The sequence below is a fragment of the Paraburkholderia sp. SIMBA_054 genome (genome assembly GCF_046534875.1).
In the GTDB taxonomy this organism is placed as follows: Bacteria; Pseudomonadota; Gammaproteobacteria; order Burkholderiales; family Burkholderiaceae; genus Paraburkholderia; species Paraburkholderia hospita.
In genome coordinates, this window is record NZ_JAWRXV010000064.1 from 40,783 (window position 1) to 58,479 (window position 17,697).

Below are 17,697 nucleotides of genomic sequence, written 5' to 3' on the forward strand. Positions count from 1 at the left end.
ACGAGAGTGGGTTGAAGGGCAATCACCAAAGACTACGCGCACGAAGGGCCCGCCGTTTGATGATGTCGACCGTTAAACCGTCGGCAGATAATTTAAGCGCCAGCGGCAACAGCGTTGGTGATGCGTCCTGTGCTGCGGCGAGCGGCCGGACCATCACGAAGAGAGTTTCCGATGACTGCGCCGCAAGGTGCAGACGCCGCAACGATGAAGCTTGCGCGTACTGCGTCCAGAAGACGAGCGCCGCGCAACCCCCGCGCGAAGAATCTGCTCGACGACGCCGCCCGCACGCGACGTTGCATCCAGCCGCTTTCCCAACGTGATGTTGCCAAGGACACAGCCGAAACTCTTCGCTCGAGTCGGCATTACCCTTCAAATCTCTACCTGCGCTCCCAGCTCGATGACCCGATTGGGCGGAATCTTGAAGTAATCAGCCGCGTCGCGAGCGTTGCGAGACATCGCGGAATACAAGGCCTCCCGCCATAGCGCCATGCCGGATTTCGGCGTGGCGAGGACTGTCTGGCGGGCGATAAAGAAGGAGGTTTGCATCGGGTCAATCGAGAGTCCAGCATGCCGACCTTCTTGCAAAGCGCGTGGTATGTCGCGCTCATCCGAGAACCCGTAGTAGACGTTGACTTGATAGCAGTGGTGTCCAAGCGGGACCACCTTGATGCGTTCCCTATCCGGAACTCTGGGGATGTCGGTGGCGTACACGGTCAAAAATATCGTTCGTTCATGTAGCACCTGGTTATGCAGTAGGTTATGCAATAGCGCATGGGGTACGCCGTCACCTTCCGCACGGAAGAAGATGGCCGTACCAGGCACGCGCAGTGGTGGATTGATGAAGAGCGACTGGAGGAACTCGTCGAGAGGGATGAGTTGGCGTTGGAGGCTTTGGAATACCAGTTCGCGCCCCCTACGCCACGTCAGCATGAGCATGACCATCAGCGCACTGATTGTTAGCGTAAACCAGCCGCCGCTAATGATTTTCAAACTCGTGGAAGAGAACAAAGCGACGTCAATCGTCAAGAAGAATCCGGTCGCTGCGACCGAAAGCAACAGCGGAAATTTCCAGCCGAAACGAACAACGAAGAACGTCAGCAGCGTCGTCGTCAACATCGTAGCCGTCGCAGCAATGCCATAGGCGGAAGCTAAATTGGAAGACGAGCCGAATCCCACGACGGCCAATATGACAGCCGTTAGCTGGAGCCAGTTGACGAGTGGGATGTAGATTTGCCCCTTTTGACTTTCAGAGGTCTGGCGGATGCGCATACGGGGCAGGAAGCCCAGCGCAATAGCTTGCTGAGTCACTGAAAATGCACCAGAGATTGTCGCCTGCGATGCGATAACGGTCGCCATCGTCGAGAGCACTACCAGCGGATAGACGCTCCAAGGGCCAAGTTGCAGAAAGAAAGGATTCGAAACCGCTGCCGGATTCGATAACAGCAAGGCGCCTTGCCCGAGGTAGTTGAGTGCCAGCGCGGGAGCGACGATAGAAAACCAGGCTAAGCGAACCGTTTTCTTGCCAAAATGGCCCATATCAGCATACAGCGCTTCAGCACCGGTTAGCGCCAGGACAACCGCACCGAGGGCGACGAAGGCCAACCACCCGTTGTGGATGAGAAAGCCGAGGGCGTGGAGCGGATTGAAGGCAATCAGAATGACCGGGTTCTTAGCGATATTTGTAACGCCCATCGCAGCAAGCGTAATGAACCAGACCAGCACAATCGGGCCGAACCATTTTCCGATACCGGCTGTGCCCCTGCGCTGCAACAAGTACAGTGCGACCAGAACGGCCAATGTCACAGGGATAACATATGGCTTAAGAGCAGGCGCGGCCACTTCCAACCCTTCAATGGCCGACAAGACTGAAATGGCCGGCGTAATCACACCGTCGCCGAAAAACAGCCCCGCGCCGACCATGCCAAGCAGCATCACCGGATAGTACCAACGGGATTTCTGAGTGACCGACGATAGCGCTAACGCGGTCATCGCCATAATGCCGCCTTCCCCTCGGTTGTCCGCCCGCAAAACAAGAGTTACGTACTTGAGCGAAATCACGATTATGAGGCCCCACAAAATCAGCGAGACCACCCCCAGCACATTGACGGGAACAGGCGAAAGACCGTGATGTTTCGCGAATACCTCCTTCATTGTGTAAAGCGGACTGGTTCCAATGTCGCCGTACACAATTCCAATGGCAGCCAGCGTCAGCGCAGCAATGCTACTTTTATTGGAGTCTGTAGTCACGATGCCGCCTCATTGTTGAGCCTCAAAGCATCTAACGGCGGAGAGAACTGCTGCTCCAGCCCACTACAACGTCTGCAACCGTCGCATCGCATCCGACCTCCACTTACGTTCCAGCAGTTCCCCGCGACGGCGCTTCCCAACTTTTGATAGTGATTATAGGCGGGGGCCATTCTTGCCCGCTCCGAGTCCGTAGCCGCGAAGTTCGCGCAAGTCTATGCATTCGGGTTGGCAGGACGCTGCATGGAAGTATGCGCACTCTAAAGCGAGACGTTGGCTTGCTGATACTCATAGCGGTGATGGAGGTCTTCCCGGAAGCCCTTTATGCATTCAGGTATTTCGCCGGCCAGCGGGTCTGGTCTCAATGTTTCGAGTGGGAGCTGGCGCGGTCTCGAAACCGGGTGGCGGTCATATCGGCCCGAACGCGCAGGTCGTGGCGGTAAATGCCGAGACCCACAACTTCTGCTTTCCACTCAAAAACTTTGGCGGGCACCTGTCCTATCGCCTTGTAGACGCTGCTTTGGTTCTTACAGCGCTGGGCGAGTAGACTTGTTCCAGTGCGCCGAGGGAGACGTTCGGGAAATGACCAGGGATTCCGCAATTAAAGCTCTTCTGTTCGATGTCTTTGGCACCGTCGTTGATTGGCGAGGCGGTGTTGCGCGACACGTGGGCCCGTTTCTCGGCCGTCGCAACATGGCCGTCGACGCCACCGAGTTCGCAGATGCATGGCGACGCGAATATTCGCCCGCTATGGAAGAAATTAGAAGTGGACGACGGTCGTTTGTCCGCCTTGACGTTCTTCACAAAGAGAATCTGGTCAAGGTCTTGCGCAGCGTCGGCATTGACATCGACTCGGTCACCGCCGACGAACTTGACGAGCTGAACCTTGCCTGGCATCGGCTAGACCCTTGGCCCGATTCTGTGGAAGGGCTATTGAGGCTCAAGCGTCAATTCATTATCGCGCCCCTTTCAAATGGAAATATTAGACTGGTGGTGGACATGGCGAAGCGTGCTGCGCTTCCTTGGGACGCCATTCTCGGCGCGGAAGTAGTCAGAGCGTACAAACCATCGCCGCAAGTCTATGCTGACACAACCGATATTCTCGGATTTAGCCCCGCCGAGGTTTGCATGGTCGCGGCGCATAACGGCGATTTGGCGGCAGCGCGTCAATGCGGCCTGAAGACCGCGTTTGTCCTTAGGCCAGTCGAACATGGCCCCGGCCAACAGAGCGACTTACGCGCTGAACAACCATGGGATTATGAGGCGGCGGACCTTAACGACCTAGCAACGCAACTGGGTTGCCCGACTTAACCGTTCGCAAGCCGAGCCGCGGCCCACGCTCTGTCCGAGAGGCCGCGCCCACTGTGACGACGGCAACCGAAAATTCAGGCGCTCGACTCATTTGCTGCCGGCAACGAAAGCCCCACGGAGCCCCGCACTCCCGCTTCAACCAGCTTTTCGGCGAACCCGAGGTCTGCTCAGCCCTCACAAGCATCTTTATCGCTTGAGACCCGGCCATCGAGTCGGGTCGTGCAGCCGTATCGACGACCTCGACGCGGTCAGCAGCCACCTGACGGAACCTGCACAGTTCCAGCGAAGAGCAGCGTCTAGCATCTACAACGAGACCCGCGCCATGCGGGTCTTTTTTCGCTCCGCATCAGCGCGTCTCGCGTTCTTTGGCGTAGGCGTCCAGATGCTCCCCCAGATGTGTCTTCAACGTTTCGACGAACCGCTTGATTTTCGCGTCGACAAACTGTCGAGACGGATAAACCGCATAGACGTTGCGAACATGTGTGTGGTACCCGGGCAGTACGCGAACGAGCGCGCCGCTGCGCAGGTCATCCATCGCAGAGTACGCGGCGAGCAGGCCGATGCCCGCACCGTCGCGCAGCGCCTGTGACATCGAATCCATATCGTTGACGCTGAAGTGCGGTCCCGTGGGGCGGAAGGTAGCGTTGCCAGCAGTGCTCTCAAGATGCCACTCGTCGGGTGCGTAATCGACTGTCCCGAGCCGCACACATTGGTGGTCGATAAGGTCTTCCGGGCACGTCGGTGCCGGATGGGCTGCCAGATACTCGGGTGATGCTGCGAGGATGCAATGACTCGTGCCGATGTTCTGGCTGACGTAGGCTGAGTCGGGAAGCGTTCGAGTAATCACGATACCGACGTCAAGTTGTTCTTCTAACAGATTCGGCATGCGCTGGGACAGCAGAAGGTCGACCGAGACCTCGGGATACGAGTGGCGGTACGCCATCACGGCGCGTGTTACCAGAGTGCGCCCAAGCCCGGGCACCGAGTGGACGCGCAACGTGCCACGTGGCTCAAGCAGGGCGTCACGTGCCTCGGCTTCGGCGTGCTCCACGTCGGTCAGGATGGCGAGACACCGGTCGTAAAACCGCCGCCCCGTATCGGTGATGACAAGGCGGCGCGTCGAGCGCTGCATGAGCCTTGTGTCTAGCGACTCCTCGAGCACTGAGACCGCGCGCGAGATGTTTCCCACAGTGGTGTCGAGGTGGTTCGCAACCGCAGTGAAGCTCCCCATTTCGACGACTTTTACAAAAACCGACATGTTATATAGCTTGTCCATCCCACTAGTCCCATTCGTCTGATTCCACCATATCGGCGCCGCGCGGTCCGCGTGCCATGAAGCACAGGCGAGTGCCGCCTCGCGTGCCGGTAAGCATAACCGCGCGGGGCTCGCGGATTTTCCCTCTCACGGAAAGAATCATTCCATCTGCCCTGGCTAAATCCGTTCGGGCTTCCCACCTAGACTGGGTTCCGCGGACAGGCACTCACTGACAGCCACGAGTCAAAGCCACTCCCTCGAGTTTCGCTGGACCGGACTACGTTGCGGCAACGCTCAAATATGTGGCTTGGCAAAGGTGCGACATCGTTCGAATTGCCCACTATATAAGGTTGGAAACAATGAACGCTCACTACGACCCACTCTATCTTTTCATCAACGGCGAATGGATTGCAGCCGGCGAACGCGATACCGCCCCGGTCGTCAATCCCGCCTCATTGCAGGAACTGGGCCGCGTGCCGCTCGCAACTGGGGCTGACCTCGCGCAGGCATTGCAAACGGCAAAGCGCGCGTTCCACGTGTGGCGCAATACGGTGCCGGCGGAGCGCGCACGGATTCTGAAAGACGGTGCGAACCTGATTCGCGAGCGCGCCGCTCACATCGCCGAATTGCTGACGCTCGAAGAGGGCAAGCCGCTCGCGGAAAGCCGCGACGAGGTGCTGCGCGCTGCTGAATATTTCGAATGGTTCGCAGAAGAGGCGCGACGCATTGACGGTCGCGTGGTGCCGTCTAATCGTCCCGGCGTGCAGCAACTCGTGAAAAAGCAGGCCATCGGGCCGGTCGCTGCCTTCACGCCCTGGAACTTCCCGGCCATCACGCCGGCCCGCAAGCTATCGGCGGCACTGGCCGCTGGCTGCAGCGTCATCATCAAGCCCGGCGAGGAAAGCCCGGCGACGGCGCTCGCGCTTGCCCGCGCACTCGACGATGCCGGTCTGCCCAAAGGCGTGCTGCAGGTCGTCTTCGGCGTGCCCGACGAGGTCTCGAAGACGCTGATTGCGTCGCCGATTATCCGCAAGGTGACGTTCACGGGTTCTGTTCCCATCGGTCGGTTGCTTGCTGCGCGGGCAGCCGAAGGCGTGAAGCCGATTACGCTCGAGCTCGGCGGCCATGGACCTGTGCTCGTGTTCCAGGACGCCGACGTCGAACGGGCCGCTGTCGAAGGCGCCGCGAACCGTTTCCGCGGCACCGGCCAGGTTTGCATCTCGTCGACGCGCTTCCTGATTCAGCGTGAGGTCTACGAGGAGTTCGCCGAGCACTTCGTGTCTGCTACCAGGGCGCTCAAGGTGGGGGACGGGATGCAACCCGGCACGCAGGTCGGGCCGCTCGCGAATCCGCGCCAGGTTGCCAAGATGGAAGAACTCGTCGCCGATGCGGTGGCGCGCGGCGCGAAGGTGCTCGCCGGCGGCAAGCGCATCGCGGGCAATGGCTACTTCTTTGAACCGACCGTGCTTGCCGACGTGCCGATGGACGCCCGCGTGATGCACGAGGAGCCTTTCGGTCCCATTGCGGTGCTGATGCGTTTCGACCAACTGGAAGATGGGCTCGCCGAAGCGAACCGTCTGCCGTACGGACTCTCGGCTTATGCATTCACGAACAACGCGCGCACGGCCATCGACGTGGGCGATGGGCTGGAAGCGGGGATGATTGGCATCAACCAGTACCGCATCGTGTCCACCGAGCTTCCTTTCGGCGGGCTCAAGGAAAGCGGAATCGGCTCGGAAGGCGGCACCGAAGGCATCGAGTTCTATCTGACCAACAAATTCATCAGCCAGGTCTGAGGAGGACTCAATCATGTCAAAAGCCAATTTCGACAGCCCGCGCGAAGCCGCGCGCGCATTCACGCCAAAACTCGCCGAACTCGTTGACGACGTGCTGTTTCCGCAGGTCTGGGCGGACACGGCGTTGTCACGGCGTGACAGAAGTCTCGTGACTGTTGCCGCTCTGATTGTTGGCGGGCATCACGACGAGCTCCCCGCGCATCTGCGGCGTGCCGTGAGCAACGGCGTCACGCGCGAAGAACTCGCAGCAACCATTACTCACCTTGCGTTCTACGCGGGTTTTCCGGCCGCTATCTCGGCTTCCGCCGCTGCGCAATCGACGCTCGGCGATTTACAGGCGTAACAGGACACGCAATCATGAAAGCAATCACCTTCAACGAATTCGGCGACGCCGACGTACTCGAACTCGCCAACGTTTCAGACCCGGAACTGCGCCCCGACGACCTGCTGGTTCGTGTATATGCAGCAGGCGTGAACCGCGCCGACCTCACGCATCGACGTGGCGGTTACGGTCGGCCGAATTTCGGCGACTCGACCATCATGGGATTGGAAATCGCGGGCGAGGTACTAGAAGTCGGCGCATCGGTCGAAGGCTATAAGGTTGGCGACCGCGTGATGGGTGTGGTTGGCGGTGGCGCATATGCCGAAATTGCCCGCATCGACTGGCGCATGGCGATGCCGATTCCTGAGCAGCTCGATTACGTGCACGCGGCGGCCATCCCCGAAGTGTTCGTCACGGCTCACGAAGCGATGATGCATCTCGGACGGCTCAAGCCGGGCGATTCAGTGCTCATTCATGCGGCGGCGGGCGGGGTCGGTTCTGCTGCGGTCCAGTTGGCATACGCGACCGGCGCGACCGTATTCGCGACCGCCGAGGCGACGAAGCTCGAACGCGTTGTTCAACTGGGCGCCGACCATGTCATCGACTACCGGACTCAGGATTTTGCAGCTGTCATAGCCCAGGAGACTGATGGCAAAGGCGTCGATATTGTGATTGATTTCGTGGGCGAGCCGTATTTCGCGCGCAATATCGCTTCGCTCGCACATGGCGGCCGTTTGGTTCAGGTCGGGATTCTGGGCGGGGGTGGAGAGGTGAGTGTTGACCTGGAGACCATCCTGTATCGCCACATCCAGATTATCGGCACGGTTATGAAGTCGCGCGCCCAAGCCGAAAAACACGCCATGGTGCAACGTTTCCGTGAGCACTGGCTCAATCGGTTCTCGGGTGGGCGGCGCCTCGAGCCGGTCGTCGATAGCACCTTTCCTCTAGCGAGCGCAGCGGATGCCCATCGGCGCATGGAATCATCGGCGAACGTTGGGAAAATCGTCCTGACGATGTGCTAAGGACAATTGCAACCAGGGTTACTGACGCGTTTTCGAAGCCGGCCCGGAAGCGGAGCTATCGTGTGAACGCTTCGGGCTTTTGTTACCGCCGCATCTGCTGCCAAAATCTTCCTGTATTTGCTCACGGCGACAAAGTGCCAGTTGCTTGGGACGGGACGAGCTTCGGCAAAGGCACGCACTTACACCGGCACAGGTCGTTTTCCAAAGCCACCTGCCTTCCCATTACCTCCGTCGACCGAGGAGAGCCGTCTCCGATGATGATGCCCTCCGCGCTGCAGGTATTGCAAAAGACCGGAGCCCCGACATAGGCCAACGGACGACCGTGGAACGACGAGCCGGCAATACCGTCAAGCACCACGCCGTTACTATCCGTGTTGTCGCCCTTCAGGATGAACCGACGGCTCATGTCACTAGCTTCCTTTCCTGAACCAGCTAGTTGTCGACAATGCGTCCCATCATGCTCGCCTGATGAGACGCCATGTGACCCAGTGAACCCGGCGCTCACCTGAACCGGCTGCGCTCGCGAGCACGTCCGGCATGACCATGCCTTGCGATGCCTCGATGCAGTGATTGTCGAAGTCTGTCGCTTCCCAAGTGCCAGTAACCGGGCAAACCTCACCTGTCCGTACCTCAATCTCCTCCTCGGGTTGGCCGTGGTCCGTTGGCACATGTATCGGCGCACGCTCAAGGAAATATTCAGATTCGTCCGGAATGACACCGTCCTTGTATCGGGTGTCTTCCCACAGGAGCCGCCAATGGGTATTCAGACTCTCAGTGCGAGACTCCGCCTCGTTCCATTGGCCCCTGACATTGGGCGCCTTCGTGTCACTTACGAGATAGTTGAAGCACCCATTGCTCTCGATACTTCTCACCCCCAAAGGCACAATGCCGAAGGCCTTCTCTCGCTCGACCTTGACAGGCTCCCATATCCCGTCTACCGGTACGCGCTGTCCGGAACCGATGATGAGGTCCGTAGCCGCAGGCACGTCCGAAATTTCGGCTGGGAAGACGGGGTAGGGCAATTGGTAGAACTGGTACCTGTAACGGTCGGGGTCCAGCAACGCTGCCGGACTTGAGTAGCGAGCGGACATTCGAGGTATGAACGGCACTGCAATCGGCGCGTAATCGCCCTCATAACGGGACGCCAGTAGTAGCCGATTTAGTGCTTCGACTTTTTCCGGGTAAGGCGCAGTCTGTGCACCCCGCTCCCAGTAGTCAGGATGGGTGTACAGAAAGTTGCGAACCGTACTACTTTTGTCCATCGCGGCATCAAGGGGTTGACCTGTCCGCCATACAAATCGATGTCCCTTCCCGAGTTCTTCAACCCCTTTTTTGTAGAGACTTAGCGTTTCGTAGATTCCGGGGAGCAAATCGGCGTCCATCCGCTCGGGGTCGTTTTTGGGCCAGGTTCTGACAGCGTTCTCGAATGCCCTGGAAAACACCTCCCATGCATCCCGTTTCTTCGCCCACAGCGAATAACTGGTCAGTCGCTTGAGCAACCAAAACACGCGTCGCCGAGTCTCGGAATTCTGCATGTCATATTCTTGCGTGACGTACCCCATCAAATTCACTCCTGACTGCTCGCGGCCGTACGAGACGCCGCGATTGTTTTGCTGTTCGCTACCTTGGTTTGTATTTCGTCGCTGCCGAGCCGGCGCGTGCGAGCCGAACCGGATACGTCCTCTGAAAATTTACTGTATCCATACACGTCCTCAACGTTCGTCCAGTTGGTCGGATGAAAGTCGACTCGAACTCCGTTGATAGTTTCAGTGAGTGCAGTACCACTTGCCTTCACACTCTCACCAATCCGCGTTATTTCGGTGGCAAGTGCACCCATGTCAACCACCAACTGACGGCCGCCCCCTTCCAGATATTGCGCAGGAACTTTGTCACCGAACTGCTCTGCAATCTGGCCAGCCGCAAGCCTTTGCGGTTGGCATCCGCGTTCCGAAATCGCTAGGAAGATGTACAACGGCGAGGAACCCGTTGCCATTCCACTCATCCAGCACGGCCGACCGGACTCTCCATTCTTCCGCAGTTTTGGGCGGACTGCCGATTCCCCAAAACGCCGGCTGGCGTCCGCCGGCGGCTTTGCTGCCCCAAGGGGCGTGCTTCGAAGGGTTGCCGAATGCTCGATAGAGCGTCTGTCCCGCCAACTGGTCGGCGTCGAGTGCGGCAAGTTCGCCGTGGAATGTCGCAAGCGTGCGATACACCTTTTCGCCTCTAAATGCAGGTACATCCTCACTGACATCCGCGAGTATGTCAGGCCAGCCGGCATCTATTTTGGACTGGTATCCGCCCACACCAGCATGATGACCACGGCCAGCAGCGGCCCGAGGAATGCGCCGATGGTGTCCAGCGACTGGCGCAGCCCAAATGCAGCACCTCGCAGATGTGGCGGCGTGACGTCGGCGACGAGCGCGTCGCGTGGCGCGCCTCTGATGCCTTTGCCCACCCGGTCCATGACGCGTGCGGTCACTACGATACCAATGGTCGGCGCCACAGCGAAAAGCGGCTTGCTCAGCGCACCCAGCCCATACCCGGCGACTGCAAGCCACTTGCGATTGCCAAGGTAGTCGCTGAGGGTCCCGGAGAACACCTTGACGATGGGGGCGGTCGCCTCAGCGAGGCCTTCGATGAGGCCAATCGCCGTCGCACTGGCACCGAGACTTGCCATTAAGAACATCGGCAACAGACTGTGGATGATTTCGGACGAGACATCCATGAAAAGGCTGACACAGCCGAGCACCCAGACGCTGCGCGGAATTTGCCGAAGAATACTGACCGGCGGTTCGGTTTTCATCGAAAATTCTGTGTTCTGAAAGCACAACGTAGATGGTCGGAGCGCCGTCGGTCAGAGGCACACGAAGTGTAGATGGCCCCGCAATTTTTTGGCTTGCGCGTCTTTACCCAACCGCTCTTCCAGGAATTTACGAGGCCCTGACGAGTATCGGAAATATAGTCATGGTGGTGTGACAGCATTGCGCGAATGTAAGGGCTTTGCGGTCACTCACGAACAGGCAAAAGCGCCCAGCGGACCTGCGCGACAGCCATCGGCTCTGCTATGGACGTGACCGTCAAGGTTACCGTTAGGTTATGCAACGACGCGTTGCCCCATCGCGATAACACCGGCACCGCACAGCGCCAAGGCGACGCCTAATACGTCGGTCCAGGTCGGAGTGACGCCATCGACGCCCCAGAGCCAGGCGAGCGCCGTAGTGATATACACCGCGCCGTACGTAGCATAGACCCGACCGCTTGCAGCGGGGTGCAGCGTAAGCAGCCAAACAAAAACACACAGACTGAGGGCCGCTGGGAGAAGGAGCCAAAAACTACCTCTACCTGTCAGCCAAAGCAATGGCAGATAGCAGCCGACAATCTCGGCGATTGCAGTAGCGAAAAATAGTCCAAAGGTTCGTGCAAAACTGCCCCATTCCATAATTACGCTCATCTCTTTTCAGAAAGATTCGACGACTTCGCGGCTTTCGGCCGCTTCACAGATGTGGTCCCCGCCTGGCAACATCCCTGCGAGGGCGTGGTCGCCTCAAGTTTAGTCGGGGAAGACAGGTCTTCAATAATGACGCAGTCCCGGGTAGGCCCTTTGCAGCACACTTCGTTGCAGCTCTCGACAAAGGCCACCAGACTCGTCTCAAGGTGCCGTATTTCCTCCAGCTTTGCCCGTACCGCGTCCAGATGGACTTGTGCCATGTCGCGCACTTCAACGCAGGAGCGGTCTCCATCCTCAAAAAGTTTTACCAGTTCCCGCACCTGCTCGATGGGAAAACCGAAGTCACGGCAGCGCTTGATGAAGGTCAAACGCTTCAAATCTGAATCCTGGTAGTACCGATGCCCATTGGCAGCGCGTTGAGCACGTGGGAGCAAACCTATTTCTTCGTAGTAACGAATCGTGGGCACATTGGTGTTCGTCTCCGAAGCCAGTGCGCCGATAGTGAGGCTCGATTGCGACATGACGGCACCCATCAAAAAGTCCTTGCACCTCAAGTTACTTGAGGTTGTATCTTGAATGCAAGCACATTCGCCGAGCCACCGAGGAAGGTTTTTTGTATGAAAGTCACGAAATCGAGAATCGGCGTGGTAGCCGGAACGATTGGTACCACTGGCGCCGTCGCGGCGGCTTGCGTCGCGTGCTGCGTCGGTGTTCCTATGGTCGGTCCGTTGCTCGCCTGGTTGGGACTTTCGAGCCTTGGCGCGGCGCTGACGGGCTGGTATTTGCCGGTAGCAGGCGTATCCATCCTGGGGCTCGGCGTCGTTTTGCTTGTCCATCATCGACTCAGCAGAAACCGGCCCACGGCACACGATGCGGCCGGATGCGAGTGGGGTAGCTGCAGCCAAATCCAATTTCTGCCGGAGAATCCGAATGAACAGCGATAAATCGGCCCCTCTGGCCTGCTCCCTGTCTGCGAAAGACTTCAAGGACCGCGCAAACTGGCTGAAGGAACTAGCGTCCAACGCACTCCTTGCCCACCACGTTGAAGGCTTATGCGCTTGCCTGACCTACAGGGCAGAAGCGGCGGAAGATGTCGAAAGACTCGTGAGTCAAGAACAGCAGTGCTGCGGGTTTCTGCGCTTTCAGGTCACCCGAAACGATGAACATGTGGAGCTAACAATCACAGCACCTGAAAGCGCCGGCGAAGACGCCCGCGCGCTCTTTGCACACCTTATTCCCGGCGAACCGGCATAACGGCCGCATGACGGCGACGCTTCGCCGAGTCTCATCGAACTACCAATCCTGTAGGCATAGTCCATGAAACCCTTTTCCCTTTACATCGTCGGAGTGCTTTTCGCGGTACTCAGCAGTGCCGCCATCGCTGGCGGAATACCGTTCGAGAAAAAGACCTTCGACGAATTGCGCACCGCCGGCAGGCCGGTTGTGGTGCATGTTTATGCCAAGTGGTGTGAGACCTGCCAGAAGCAGGCAACTATTACGCCCTCACTTCTCGCCGCCCCGGAGTTCAAGGAATTGACGTTGATGGAGGCAGACTTCGACAAGGAAAAGGCGTTGCTCAAAGAATTGCACGTACCGTATCAGAGCACGTTCGTCGCGTTCAAAGGTACTGCCGAGGTTGGCCGGTCAACCGGCGAGACGAACAAGGAACGTATAGCTGCGCTCTTCCGCAAAGCGCTTTGAGAGACCAACATGGACTTTGGAATCGGCACGTACAGCCTAGGGTACGCGGCAGGCGTTCTTTCCATCCTCTCGCCATGCGTATTACCACTCGTGCCACTCATACTCGGCGCAGCAACGGCTGCTCATCGACTTGGCGCGCTAGCGCTGATAGCGGGTTTGGTTGTCTCGTTCACTGCGGCGGGTATTTTCATTGCGACCATCGGTTTCTCGCTCGGACTTGAGGCTGCGGTCTTTCGACTGACAGCGGCAGTTTTATTGATAGGCTTTGGAATCGTGCTGATTTCGACCAGGTTGCAAGCACAGCTGGGTACGGCAACTTCTGGCGTCAGCAACGCAGGGCAGGTCCTGCTGTCCAGGCTCGCACCGACGGGTTTGCCAGGGCAGTTCGTTGTAGGACTGATGCTCGGAGCAATCTGGAGCCCGTGCGTAGGACCGACGCTGGGAGCAGCAGCTACGCTGGCTTCACAGGGCGCGGATTTGGCACGAGTGTCGCTGCTCATGGCCGTCTTCGGCATAGGCGCCGCGACGCCGATGATTGCGCTGGGTTTTCTGTCGCGGACAATGATATCGAAGGTTCGCGGCAAACTGATGACGGTCGGTAGTTCGGGAAAGTACTTGTTCGGCAGCGCCCTGGTCGCTATTGGAATCCTGATTTTTACAGGCATCGACAAAAGCGCGGAAGAGTTCATGGTGACAATATCGCCTGACTGGCTCACGAACTTAACCACGCGTTTTTGAATCAGGAAAACCCGCGGGAGTCTTGCAGAATAATGGCCCCTTGACGTAATGCAGGACAGGCGCTTTTGCAAAGTAATCGCCAGTCCTGTGTTGGCTATCCCTCTATGTGGGGCAGGTGCATGATGAACAATGTGTACTGAAGTGCACAATCACTTGCCCCGGTGCCGGTGCCAGAAAGAAGCGAAGCCACGCTATTCGCCGTAGCCGACGAGCCACAACAAGGCTCCGCATGCGAACAGCCTTCCACCAGGCCGACTCGTCTCGCGGCGCTGACGACGTCTAGAGGTCGCAAAATGCTCGCGCGCCGGCCGAAACCCGGCGCACCAGATAACTGCGTCGACCTGCGAGCGCGTGCCATCCGCCAACACGACGCCAGCACTGACAAAGTGGACAAAAGGGCGAACCAACTTTGGAACACCTCGTTTACGCGCCTCGCGAACAGGCCCAACCATAGCGTGAGGCACTCATTGCGCACTGGAGGCTGCCGTATCGGATGCACCTTTAGCCTGCGCGTCCTTTTGCGGCTTTCGCGTCGGCGGCATGGTCGCATGTGAACCCTTTGACATCGACGTCGCACCGCCAGTACCTCCCGAATTGGGCGCATTCATACCTGCGCCGCCCTGGCCAGCACCGTTCGCGCCACCAACGCCAGCCCCGCCTGTTCCCACGCTGGTGCCACCACCATTGCCGCCACCGCCACCACCACCGGCGCCCTGAGCGAATGCGGTACTGACAGACACCAGCACCAGGGCCGAGCAAAGTACTGCTGCTTTCATCATCTTCATGATTGCATCCTCGATTAGGCGGATGCCGGCTCTGCGTGCGCGGAAGCCGGCGTCCATGAGAACCGTCTTCAGATGTCGCTCGGCGGCAAATCTTCTACGCCGCGGGTCGATGACCAGTACGGCTCGCGGTTGTAATACTGATGAACCGTGGTGCCCCAAGCGGTATCCGCCATTGACGGCCAGTGGTCCTTGTCAAAGCCCGGGTCGTCCTTGATGCGCTGAGCATCAATGCTGACTCGGAAACACTTCGCGTCGGTGTCCAGCGTGAGCGCGTTCCACGGTATTGCATGCAGGTTCGTGCCCATGCCGAGGAAGCCGCCTTCCGACAGTACTGCGTATGCAATCCTGCCGCTGCGTACGTCAAGCATGATGTCGGAAATCTTGCCGACGTCCTCGCCGTCCGACGAAATCACCTGCGTATCGTCAAGCGTCGCGGCGGCCATCACCTCCGGCCCCGGACCCTCTCCGGTGCCACTGCCTACGATATCCGCGCCGCTGGTCCCTGAGGTGGTGCCTTGCGGGTTCAGTGTGCCCATGATGTCCTCCATGTGTAATCGTGCGGAGATTTATGCGCAACGCATATGCCCGCAGCGCGTGACATGGCGCCCGCCATTGGGTCGGTATGCTGTAAGACGAATCAGCCCGCACCGTGCGGCCAGCGTCTTTGACGCGCCAGCACCTTGGGACCGGCTGAACAGCGAGCGAGTCGCGACTGCGCATAGGTACGTGGCTTGCGAAATATGGGTACTGCTTTTTCGACCATTTCGCATGACGTCCGATGTTCTGCTCGTCGACGATGACTTTCAGAACCGATGCCGCGCTATCCGCTCGCGTCGTCCGCTAATGCAATCGCAGAGCTACCAGGGGTATATGTGGGGACACTCAATCGTTGAGCTCAAGGGCCAGTTGCAGAGAGAACGTTATGCGGCGAGCGGAACCATCACCCTTCGCGGCAAGTTCGTCCATGCTTCGGGTGTCCTTGGCCATTTTGAAAGTGAGGACGATGCTGAACTCGCGGGATTGGATTGGGCTCGCGCGTGGGTCGATGCGCATGGCACGTCTGTCTTTGCGGGCGGATTGTTATATGCCCTGCTGGTCGCGCCGGGAAATCGTTTAGCGAAAACCTCCCACGAGTGGTTCGTTGCCGCTGTGTATTGCTCTGCGCAGCCTTCCGGGCATCCGCGTCTGGCTCTGAAGCGAATCCGGGGATTAGAAGTCAGGTACCGAAGGAACCACCAGGCCCCGGTTCGGGTCCACGAACACGGTCGGATTGCTGCCGCTACCACTGAAGTCGAAGAGGCCCAGGATGCTACCGGCTGTTGCATCAAAGGAGCCACCGCCAAGGCGTTGGCTGCCGAGCCAGTTGTCTTCGATGAAGCGAACCACCGATGCCTGCGTAATCGGCGTGTGGTCAACGTAGTTGACCTTGGCCCAAGGCGAAATCACGATGAATGGGACACGGGTACCGGGGCCGCATCGGCCGTTAACCGGAGCACCGTTCAGGCCGAGCGGAGCCGGGCCCGTACCGCATTTTCCGGGGCCATTCAGTTGGTCCGCCTGCGCGTCGAACGACGAACTCGTCGGAGTTGTATAAGCATGGTCGTACCAGCCGTCCGAATCGTCCCACGTGACGATGACTGCCGTGCTTTTCCAGTCTGGCTGCTGCTGCAGGAAGTTGACCACCTTGGCCGTAAAGGCCTGTTCGTCTAGCGGGTCCGAATAACCAGCGTGGCCGTCTTGGAACGCTGGTGCCTTGATGAAGCTCACCGATGGATAGTTCCCCGCCTTCACAGCGGCGAAGAAATCGTCGGAATCATACTGGTGATTTGCCGGGTCAACCGTCTTGCCGTCGGACTGCAGCGTGTAGCCGATGGCTGTCGTGGCGCCCGGACGCAAATGCTTCGGATTCGACGTCGATGCGTAATACTGGAACCAGTTGTGGTGGGGGATGTAATCGGCTGTTATGCGTCCGACCGCTGGTGTCACCGTGCTGCGTTTGCACCCGGTTGTACCGTTGCCGTTAGTCGTCGTCAGATTGAAACCGCCCGTGAAACCACCCCACGTTATGTTCCTAGTGTTGAGCAGGTCGCCAATGTTCTTGCCTGACATCAGAATCTGGTCCGTCGTGCTGGAGCACAGGTCGTTTGCTGGGTCCACGTCATTGATGAGGGTAACGCCCCCCTGACTATCGTTGACATAATACGAATTTGAAGCCGTCGCCAGATTGAATGGCTGCTGACTGGTCTTGACCAGCTGAACGCCGTTAGTCTGGCCGGAGATAACCTCCAAGGCACCCGGCGTCGACGGACCGAACGTATCCGAATACGCGTTATCGCTCATCGCAAAGTGTTGAGCATAGTTCCACAAGGCGGTAACAGTATTGCCGTCGTAGTAGCCCATCACCTGGCCGGTCGTGCCAAAGGCGCCGGCGCCTCTGCGCGACCCTTTACCAGCGTACAACGGGAACAGGTCGGCGGCGCCATTGTTATAGGCCTGCTGCTCCGCGGTATAGGCGTGGTCCTGGTCGGCCGTCGCAGCCTGTGTGCGGTCGAGCCGGAATGGATTCACTGCACCCGCACCGTTTCGCTTATTGAGGAGGTTTGGGTTGTTATTCAGCAGTGTGCCGCTCAGACCGTTGACCGTCGGAGTGCGGGGTGCAGCCGTGAAGATGGGTTCGCCCGCCGGATTGGTCGCATTGGGGTAAGTCTGTTGATAGGCATGCAAAACTGACCCACCTACGCTAGAAATTTGCATCGAAAATTGACCCACATGTTCAATACCTGCTTGGACGCCAAGCAGGAGAACCGGAGTGATTACGGTGAGCATGTTGGCCAAGATTCGGCGGATGCATTTCCGCGACGGCGTCCCGCTGAGGGACATATCACGGCGCACTGGGCTGTCCCGAAACACTATCCGTCGATGGTTGCGGGAGCCTTCGACGGACGAGCCCAAGTACAGCAAGCGCATCAATACCAGTGTGGTGGACCCCTGGTCTGAGGTAAGCGCCCGGCAAAGGCATCCCTGGGCGTAAATTGCCGTCAATCAAGTCGCGGCAGGTGCCCAGCGATGCGGTAG

At 58.7% G+C, this 17,697-nt stretch carries 18 protein-coding genes and 3 pseudogenes; 9 read left to right on the forward strand and 12 right to left on the reverse strand.

The genetic code is table 11. The annotated features are described in order from the left end of the window. Positions 1 to 369: 369 nt before the first annotated feature. A complete protein-coding gene (locus SB822_RS44840) occupies positions 370 to 2,247 on the reverse strand; it encodes a potassium transporter Kup (protein WP_410857671.1) in 1,878 nt (625 codons plus the stop codon). A gap of 579 nt (positions 2,248 to 2,826) precedes the next feature. Between SB822_RS44840 and SB822_RS44845 the strand changes: the two genes are divergently transcribed. After that, a complete protein-coding gene (locus SB822_RS44845; RefSeq protein WP_410857672.1) occupies positions 2,827 to 3,555 on the forward strand; it encodes a haloacid dehalogenase type II in 729 nt (242 codons plus the stop codon). 346 nt (positions 3,556 to 3,901) lie between these two features. Here the strand turns inward: SB822_RS44845 and SB822_RS44850 are convergent, their stop codons facing one another. Beyond that, entirely contained in the window at positions 3,902 to 4,831 is a 930-nt protein-coding gene (locus SB822_RS44850) for a LysR family transcriptional regulator (protein WP_410857673.1), read from the reverse strand. Positions 4,832 to 5,169: 338 nt separating this feature from the next. Between SB822_RS44850 and SB822_RS44855 the strand changes: the two genes are divergently transcribed. The 3 genes from SB822_RS44855 to SB822_RS44865 are packed head-to-tail and all read left to right on the forward strand — an operon-like array spanning position 5,170 to position 7,950. Then, a complete protein-coding gene (locus tag SB822_RS44855) occupies positions 5,170 to 6,606 on the forward strand; it encodes an NAD-dependent succinate-semialdehyde dehydrogenase (RefSeq protein WP_410857674.1) in 1,437 nt (478 codons plus the stop codon). 13 nt (positions 6,607 to 6,619) lie between these two features. Further along, a complete protein-coding gene (locus tag SB822_RS44860; RefSeq protein WP_410857675.1) occupies positions 6,620 to 6,949 on the forward strand; it encodes a carboxymuconolactone decarboxylase family protein in 330 nt (109 codons plus the stop codon). A gap of 14 nt (positions 6,950 to 6,963) precedes the next feature. Beyond that, positions 6,964 to 7,950 carry an NAD(P)H-quinone oxidoreductase gene (locus SB822_RS44865; RefSeq protein WP_410857676.1) on the forward strand — a complete coding sequence of 329 codons (987 nt, stop codon included), beginning with the start codon at positions 6,964 to 6,966 and terminating at the stop codon, positions 7,948 to 7,950. A 121-nt stretch (positions 7,951 to 8,071) separates the two neighbouring features. Here SB822_RS44865 and SB822_RS44870 read toward each other — a convergent pair whose 3' ends face one another. From SB822_RS44870 to SB822_RS44900, 7 genes and pseudogenes are all read right to left on the reverse strand, one after another. After that, positions 8,072 to 8,356 (reverse strand): PAAR domain-containing protein, encoded by a 285-nt coding sequence (locus tag SB822_RS44870; protein ID WP_410857677.1) that lies wholly within the window; start codon positions 8,354 to 8,356, stop codon positions 8,072 to 8,074. Positions 8,357 to 8,405: 49 nt separating this feature from the next. Further along, positions 8,406 to 9,512 carry an Imm72 family immunity protein gene (locus tag SB822_RS44875; protein ID WP_410857687.1) on the reverse strand — a complete coding sequence of 369 codons (1,107 nt, stop codon included), beginning with the start codon at positions 9,510 to 9,512 and terminating at the stop codon, positions 8,406 to 8,408. Positions 9,513 to 9,517: 5 nt separating this feature from the next. Beyond that, positions 9,518 to 9,943, reverse strand: coding sequence for a hypothetical protein (locus tag SB822_RS44880; protein WP_410857678.1), 426 nt, complete (start codon positions 9,941 to 9,943; stop codon positions 9,518 to 9,520). A 300-nt stretch (positions 9,944 to 10,243) separates the two neighbouring features. Beyond that, a pseudogene (locus SB822_RS44885) lies at positions 10,244 to 10,753 on the reverse strand (MFS transporter); the annotation flags it as partial. Between the two features lie 291 nt (positions 10,754 to 11,044). Then, positions 11,045 to 11,401: a YnfA family protein gene (locus SB822_RS44890; RefSeq protein ID WP_410857679.1), complete on the reverse strand. Its 357-nt coding sequence runs from the start codon at positions 11,399 to 11,401 to the stop codon at positions 11,045 to 11,047. Then, positions 11,398 to 11,931, reverse strand: coding sequence for a MerR family transcriptional regulator (locus SB822_RS44895; RefSeq protein ID WP_410857680.1), 534 nt, complete (start codon positions 11,929 to 11,931; stop codon positions 11,398 to 11,400). The genes SB822_RS44890 and SB822_RS44895 overlap by 4 nt, the downstream gene beginning before the upstream one ends. Before the next feature lie 17 nt (positions 11,932 to 11,948). Then, a complete protein-coding gene (locus SB822_RS44900) occupies positions 11,949 to 12,203 on the reverse strand; it encodes a hypothetical protein (protein WP_410857681.1) in 255 nt (84 codons plus the stop codon). Between the two features lie 125 nt (positions 12,204 to 12,328). Here SB822_RS44900 and SB822_RS44905 point away from each other — a divergent pair, with 125 nt between their 5' ends. The 3 genes from SB822_RS44905 (at position 12,329) to SB822_RS44915 (ending at position 13,837) form a co-directional block, all read left to right on the forward strand. After that, positions 12,329 to 12,652, forward strand: coding sequence for a hypothetical protein (locus SB822_RS44905; protein WP_410857682.1), 324 nt, complete (start codon positions 12,329 to 12,331; stop codon positions 12,650 to 12,652). Positions 12,653 to 12,715: 63 nt separating this feature from the next. Further along, positions 12,716 to 13,099 (forward strand): thioredoxin family protein, encoded by a 384-nt coding sequence (locus tag SB822_RS44910; RefSeq protein ID WP_410857683.1) that lies wholly within the window; start codon positions 12,716 to 12,718, stop codon positions 13,097 to 13,099. A 9-nt stretch (positions 13,100 to 13,108) separates the two neighbouring features. Then, the gene (locus SB822_RS44915; protein ID WP_410857684.1) at positions 13,109 to 13,837 is read left to right on the forward strand and encodes a cytochrome c biogenesis CcdA family protein; all 729 of its coding nucleotides are present in this window, start codon (positions 13,109 to 13,111) and stop codon (positions 13,835 to 13,837) included. 464 nt (positions 13,838 to 14,301) lie between these two features. Here the strand turns inward: SB822_RS44915 and SB822_RS44920 are convergent, their stop codons facing one another. Together SB822_RS44920 and SB822_RS44925 are read right to left on the reverse strand one after the other, a co-directional pair. Next, entirely contained in the window at positions 14,302 to 14,679 is a 378-nt protein-coding gene (locus SB822_RS44920) for a hypothetical protein (protein ID WP_410857685.1), read from the reverse strand. An 11-nt stretch (positions 14,680 to 14,690) separates the two neighbouring features. Further along, a complete protein-coding gene (locus tag SB822_RS44925; protein ID WP_410857686.1) occupies positions 14,691 to 15,158 on the reverse strand; it encodes a PRC-barrel domain-containing protein in 468 nt (155 codons plus the stop codon). A 307-nt stretch (positions 15,159 to 15,465) separates the two neighbouring features. Here SB822_RS44925 and SB822_RS44930 point away from each other — a divergent pair. Next, positions 15,466 to 15,675: pseudogene (locus SB822_RS44930) on the forward strand (hypothetical protein); the annotation flags it as partial. Between the two features lie 156 nt (positions 15,676 to 15,831). Here SB822_RS44930 and SB822_RS44935 read toward each other — a convergent pair. After that, on the reverse strand, positions 15,832 to 17,376 hold the full coding sequence (locus tag SB822_RS44935; protein WP_410857688.1) for a phospholipase C: 1,545 nt from the start codon (positions 17,374 to 17,376) through the stop codon (positions 15,832 to 15,834). 64 nt (positions 17,377 to 17,440) lie between these two features. On the opposite strand from SB822_RS44935, the pseudogene SB822_RS44940 reads away from it, so the two are divergent. Further along, positions 17,441 to 17,614 (forward strand): annotated as a pseudogene (locus SB822_RS44940) (helix-turn-helix domain-containing protein); the annotation flags it as partial. Between the last annotated feature and the right edge of the window lie 83 nt (positions 17,615 to 17,697).

Coding starts and splice junctions, on each gene's coding strand:
- SB822_RS44845 (WP_410857672.1), top strand. CDS start 2,827: ATGACCAGGGATTCCGCAATTAAAGCTCTTCTGTTCGATGTCTTTGGC.
- SB822_RS44850 (WP_410857673.1), bottom strand. CDS start 4,831: ATGGACAAGCTATATAACATGTCGGTTTTTGTAAAAGTCGTCGAAATG.
- SB822_RS44855 (WP_410857674.1), top strand. CDS start 5,170: ATGAACGCTCACTACGACCCACTCTATCTTTTCATCAACGGCGAATGG.
- SB822_RS44860 (WP_410857675.1), top strand. CDS start 6,620: ATGTCAAAAGCCAATTTCGACAGCCCGCGCGAAGCCGCGCGCGCATTC.
- SB822_RS44865 (WP_410857676.1), top strand. CDS start 6,964: ATGAAAGCAATCACCTTCAACGAATTCGGCGACGCCGACGTACTCGAA.
- SB822_RS44870 (WP_410857677.1), bottom strand. CDS start 8,356: ATGAGCCGTCGGTTCATCCTGAAGGGCGACAACACGGATAGTAACGGC.
- SB822_RS44875 (WP_410857687.1), bottom strand. CDS start 9,512: ATGGGGTACGTCACGCAAGAATATGACATGCAGAATTCCGAGACTCGG.
- SB822_RS44880 (WP_410857678.1), bottom strand. CDS start 9,943: ATGGCAACGGGTTCCTCGCCGTTGTACATCTTCCTAGCGATTTCGGAA.
- SB822_RS44890 (WP_410857679.1), bottom strand. CDS start 11,401: ATGAGCGTAATTATGGAATGGGGCAGTTTTGCACGAACCTTTGGACTA.
- SB822_RS44895 (WP_410857680.1), bottom strand. CDS start 11,931: ATGGGTGCCGTCATGTCGCAATCGAGCCTCACTATCGGCGCACTGGCT.
- SB822_RS44900 (WP_410857681.1), bottom strand. CDS start 12,203: ATGGATACGCCTGCTACCGGCAAATACCAGCCCGTCAGCGCCGCGCCA.
- SB822_RS44905 (WP_410857682.1), top strand. CDS start 12,329: ATGAACAGCGATAAATCGGCCCCTCTGGCCTGCTCCCTGTCTGCGAAA.
- SB822_RS44910 (WP_410857683.1), top strand. CDS start 12,716: ATGAAACCCTTTTCCCTTTACATCGTCGGAGTGCTTTTCGCGGTACTC.
- SB822_RS44915 (WP_410857684.1), top strand. CDS start 13,109: ATGGACTTTGGAATCGGCACGTACAGCCTAGGGTACGCGGCAGGCGTT.
- SB822_RS44920 (WP_410857685.1), bottom strand. CDS start 14,679: ATGGACGCCGGCTTCCGCGCACGCAGAGCCGGCATCCGCCTAATCGAG.
- SB822_RS44925 (WP_410857686.1), bottom strand. CDS start 15,158: ATGGGCACACTGAACCCGCAAGGCACCACCTCAGGGACCAGCGGCGCG.
- SB822_RS44935 (WP_410857688.1), bottom strand. CDS start 17,376: ATGCAAATTTCTAGCGTAGGTGGGTCAGTTTTGCATGCCTATCAACAG.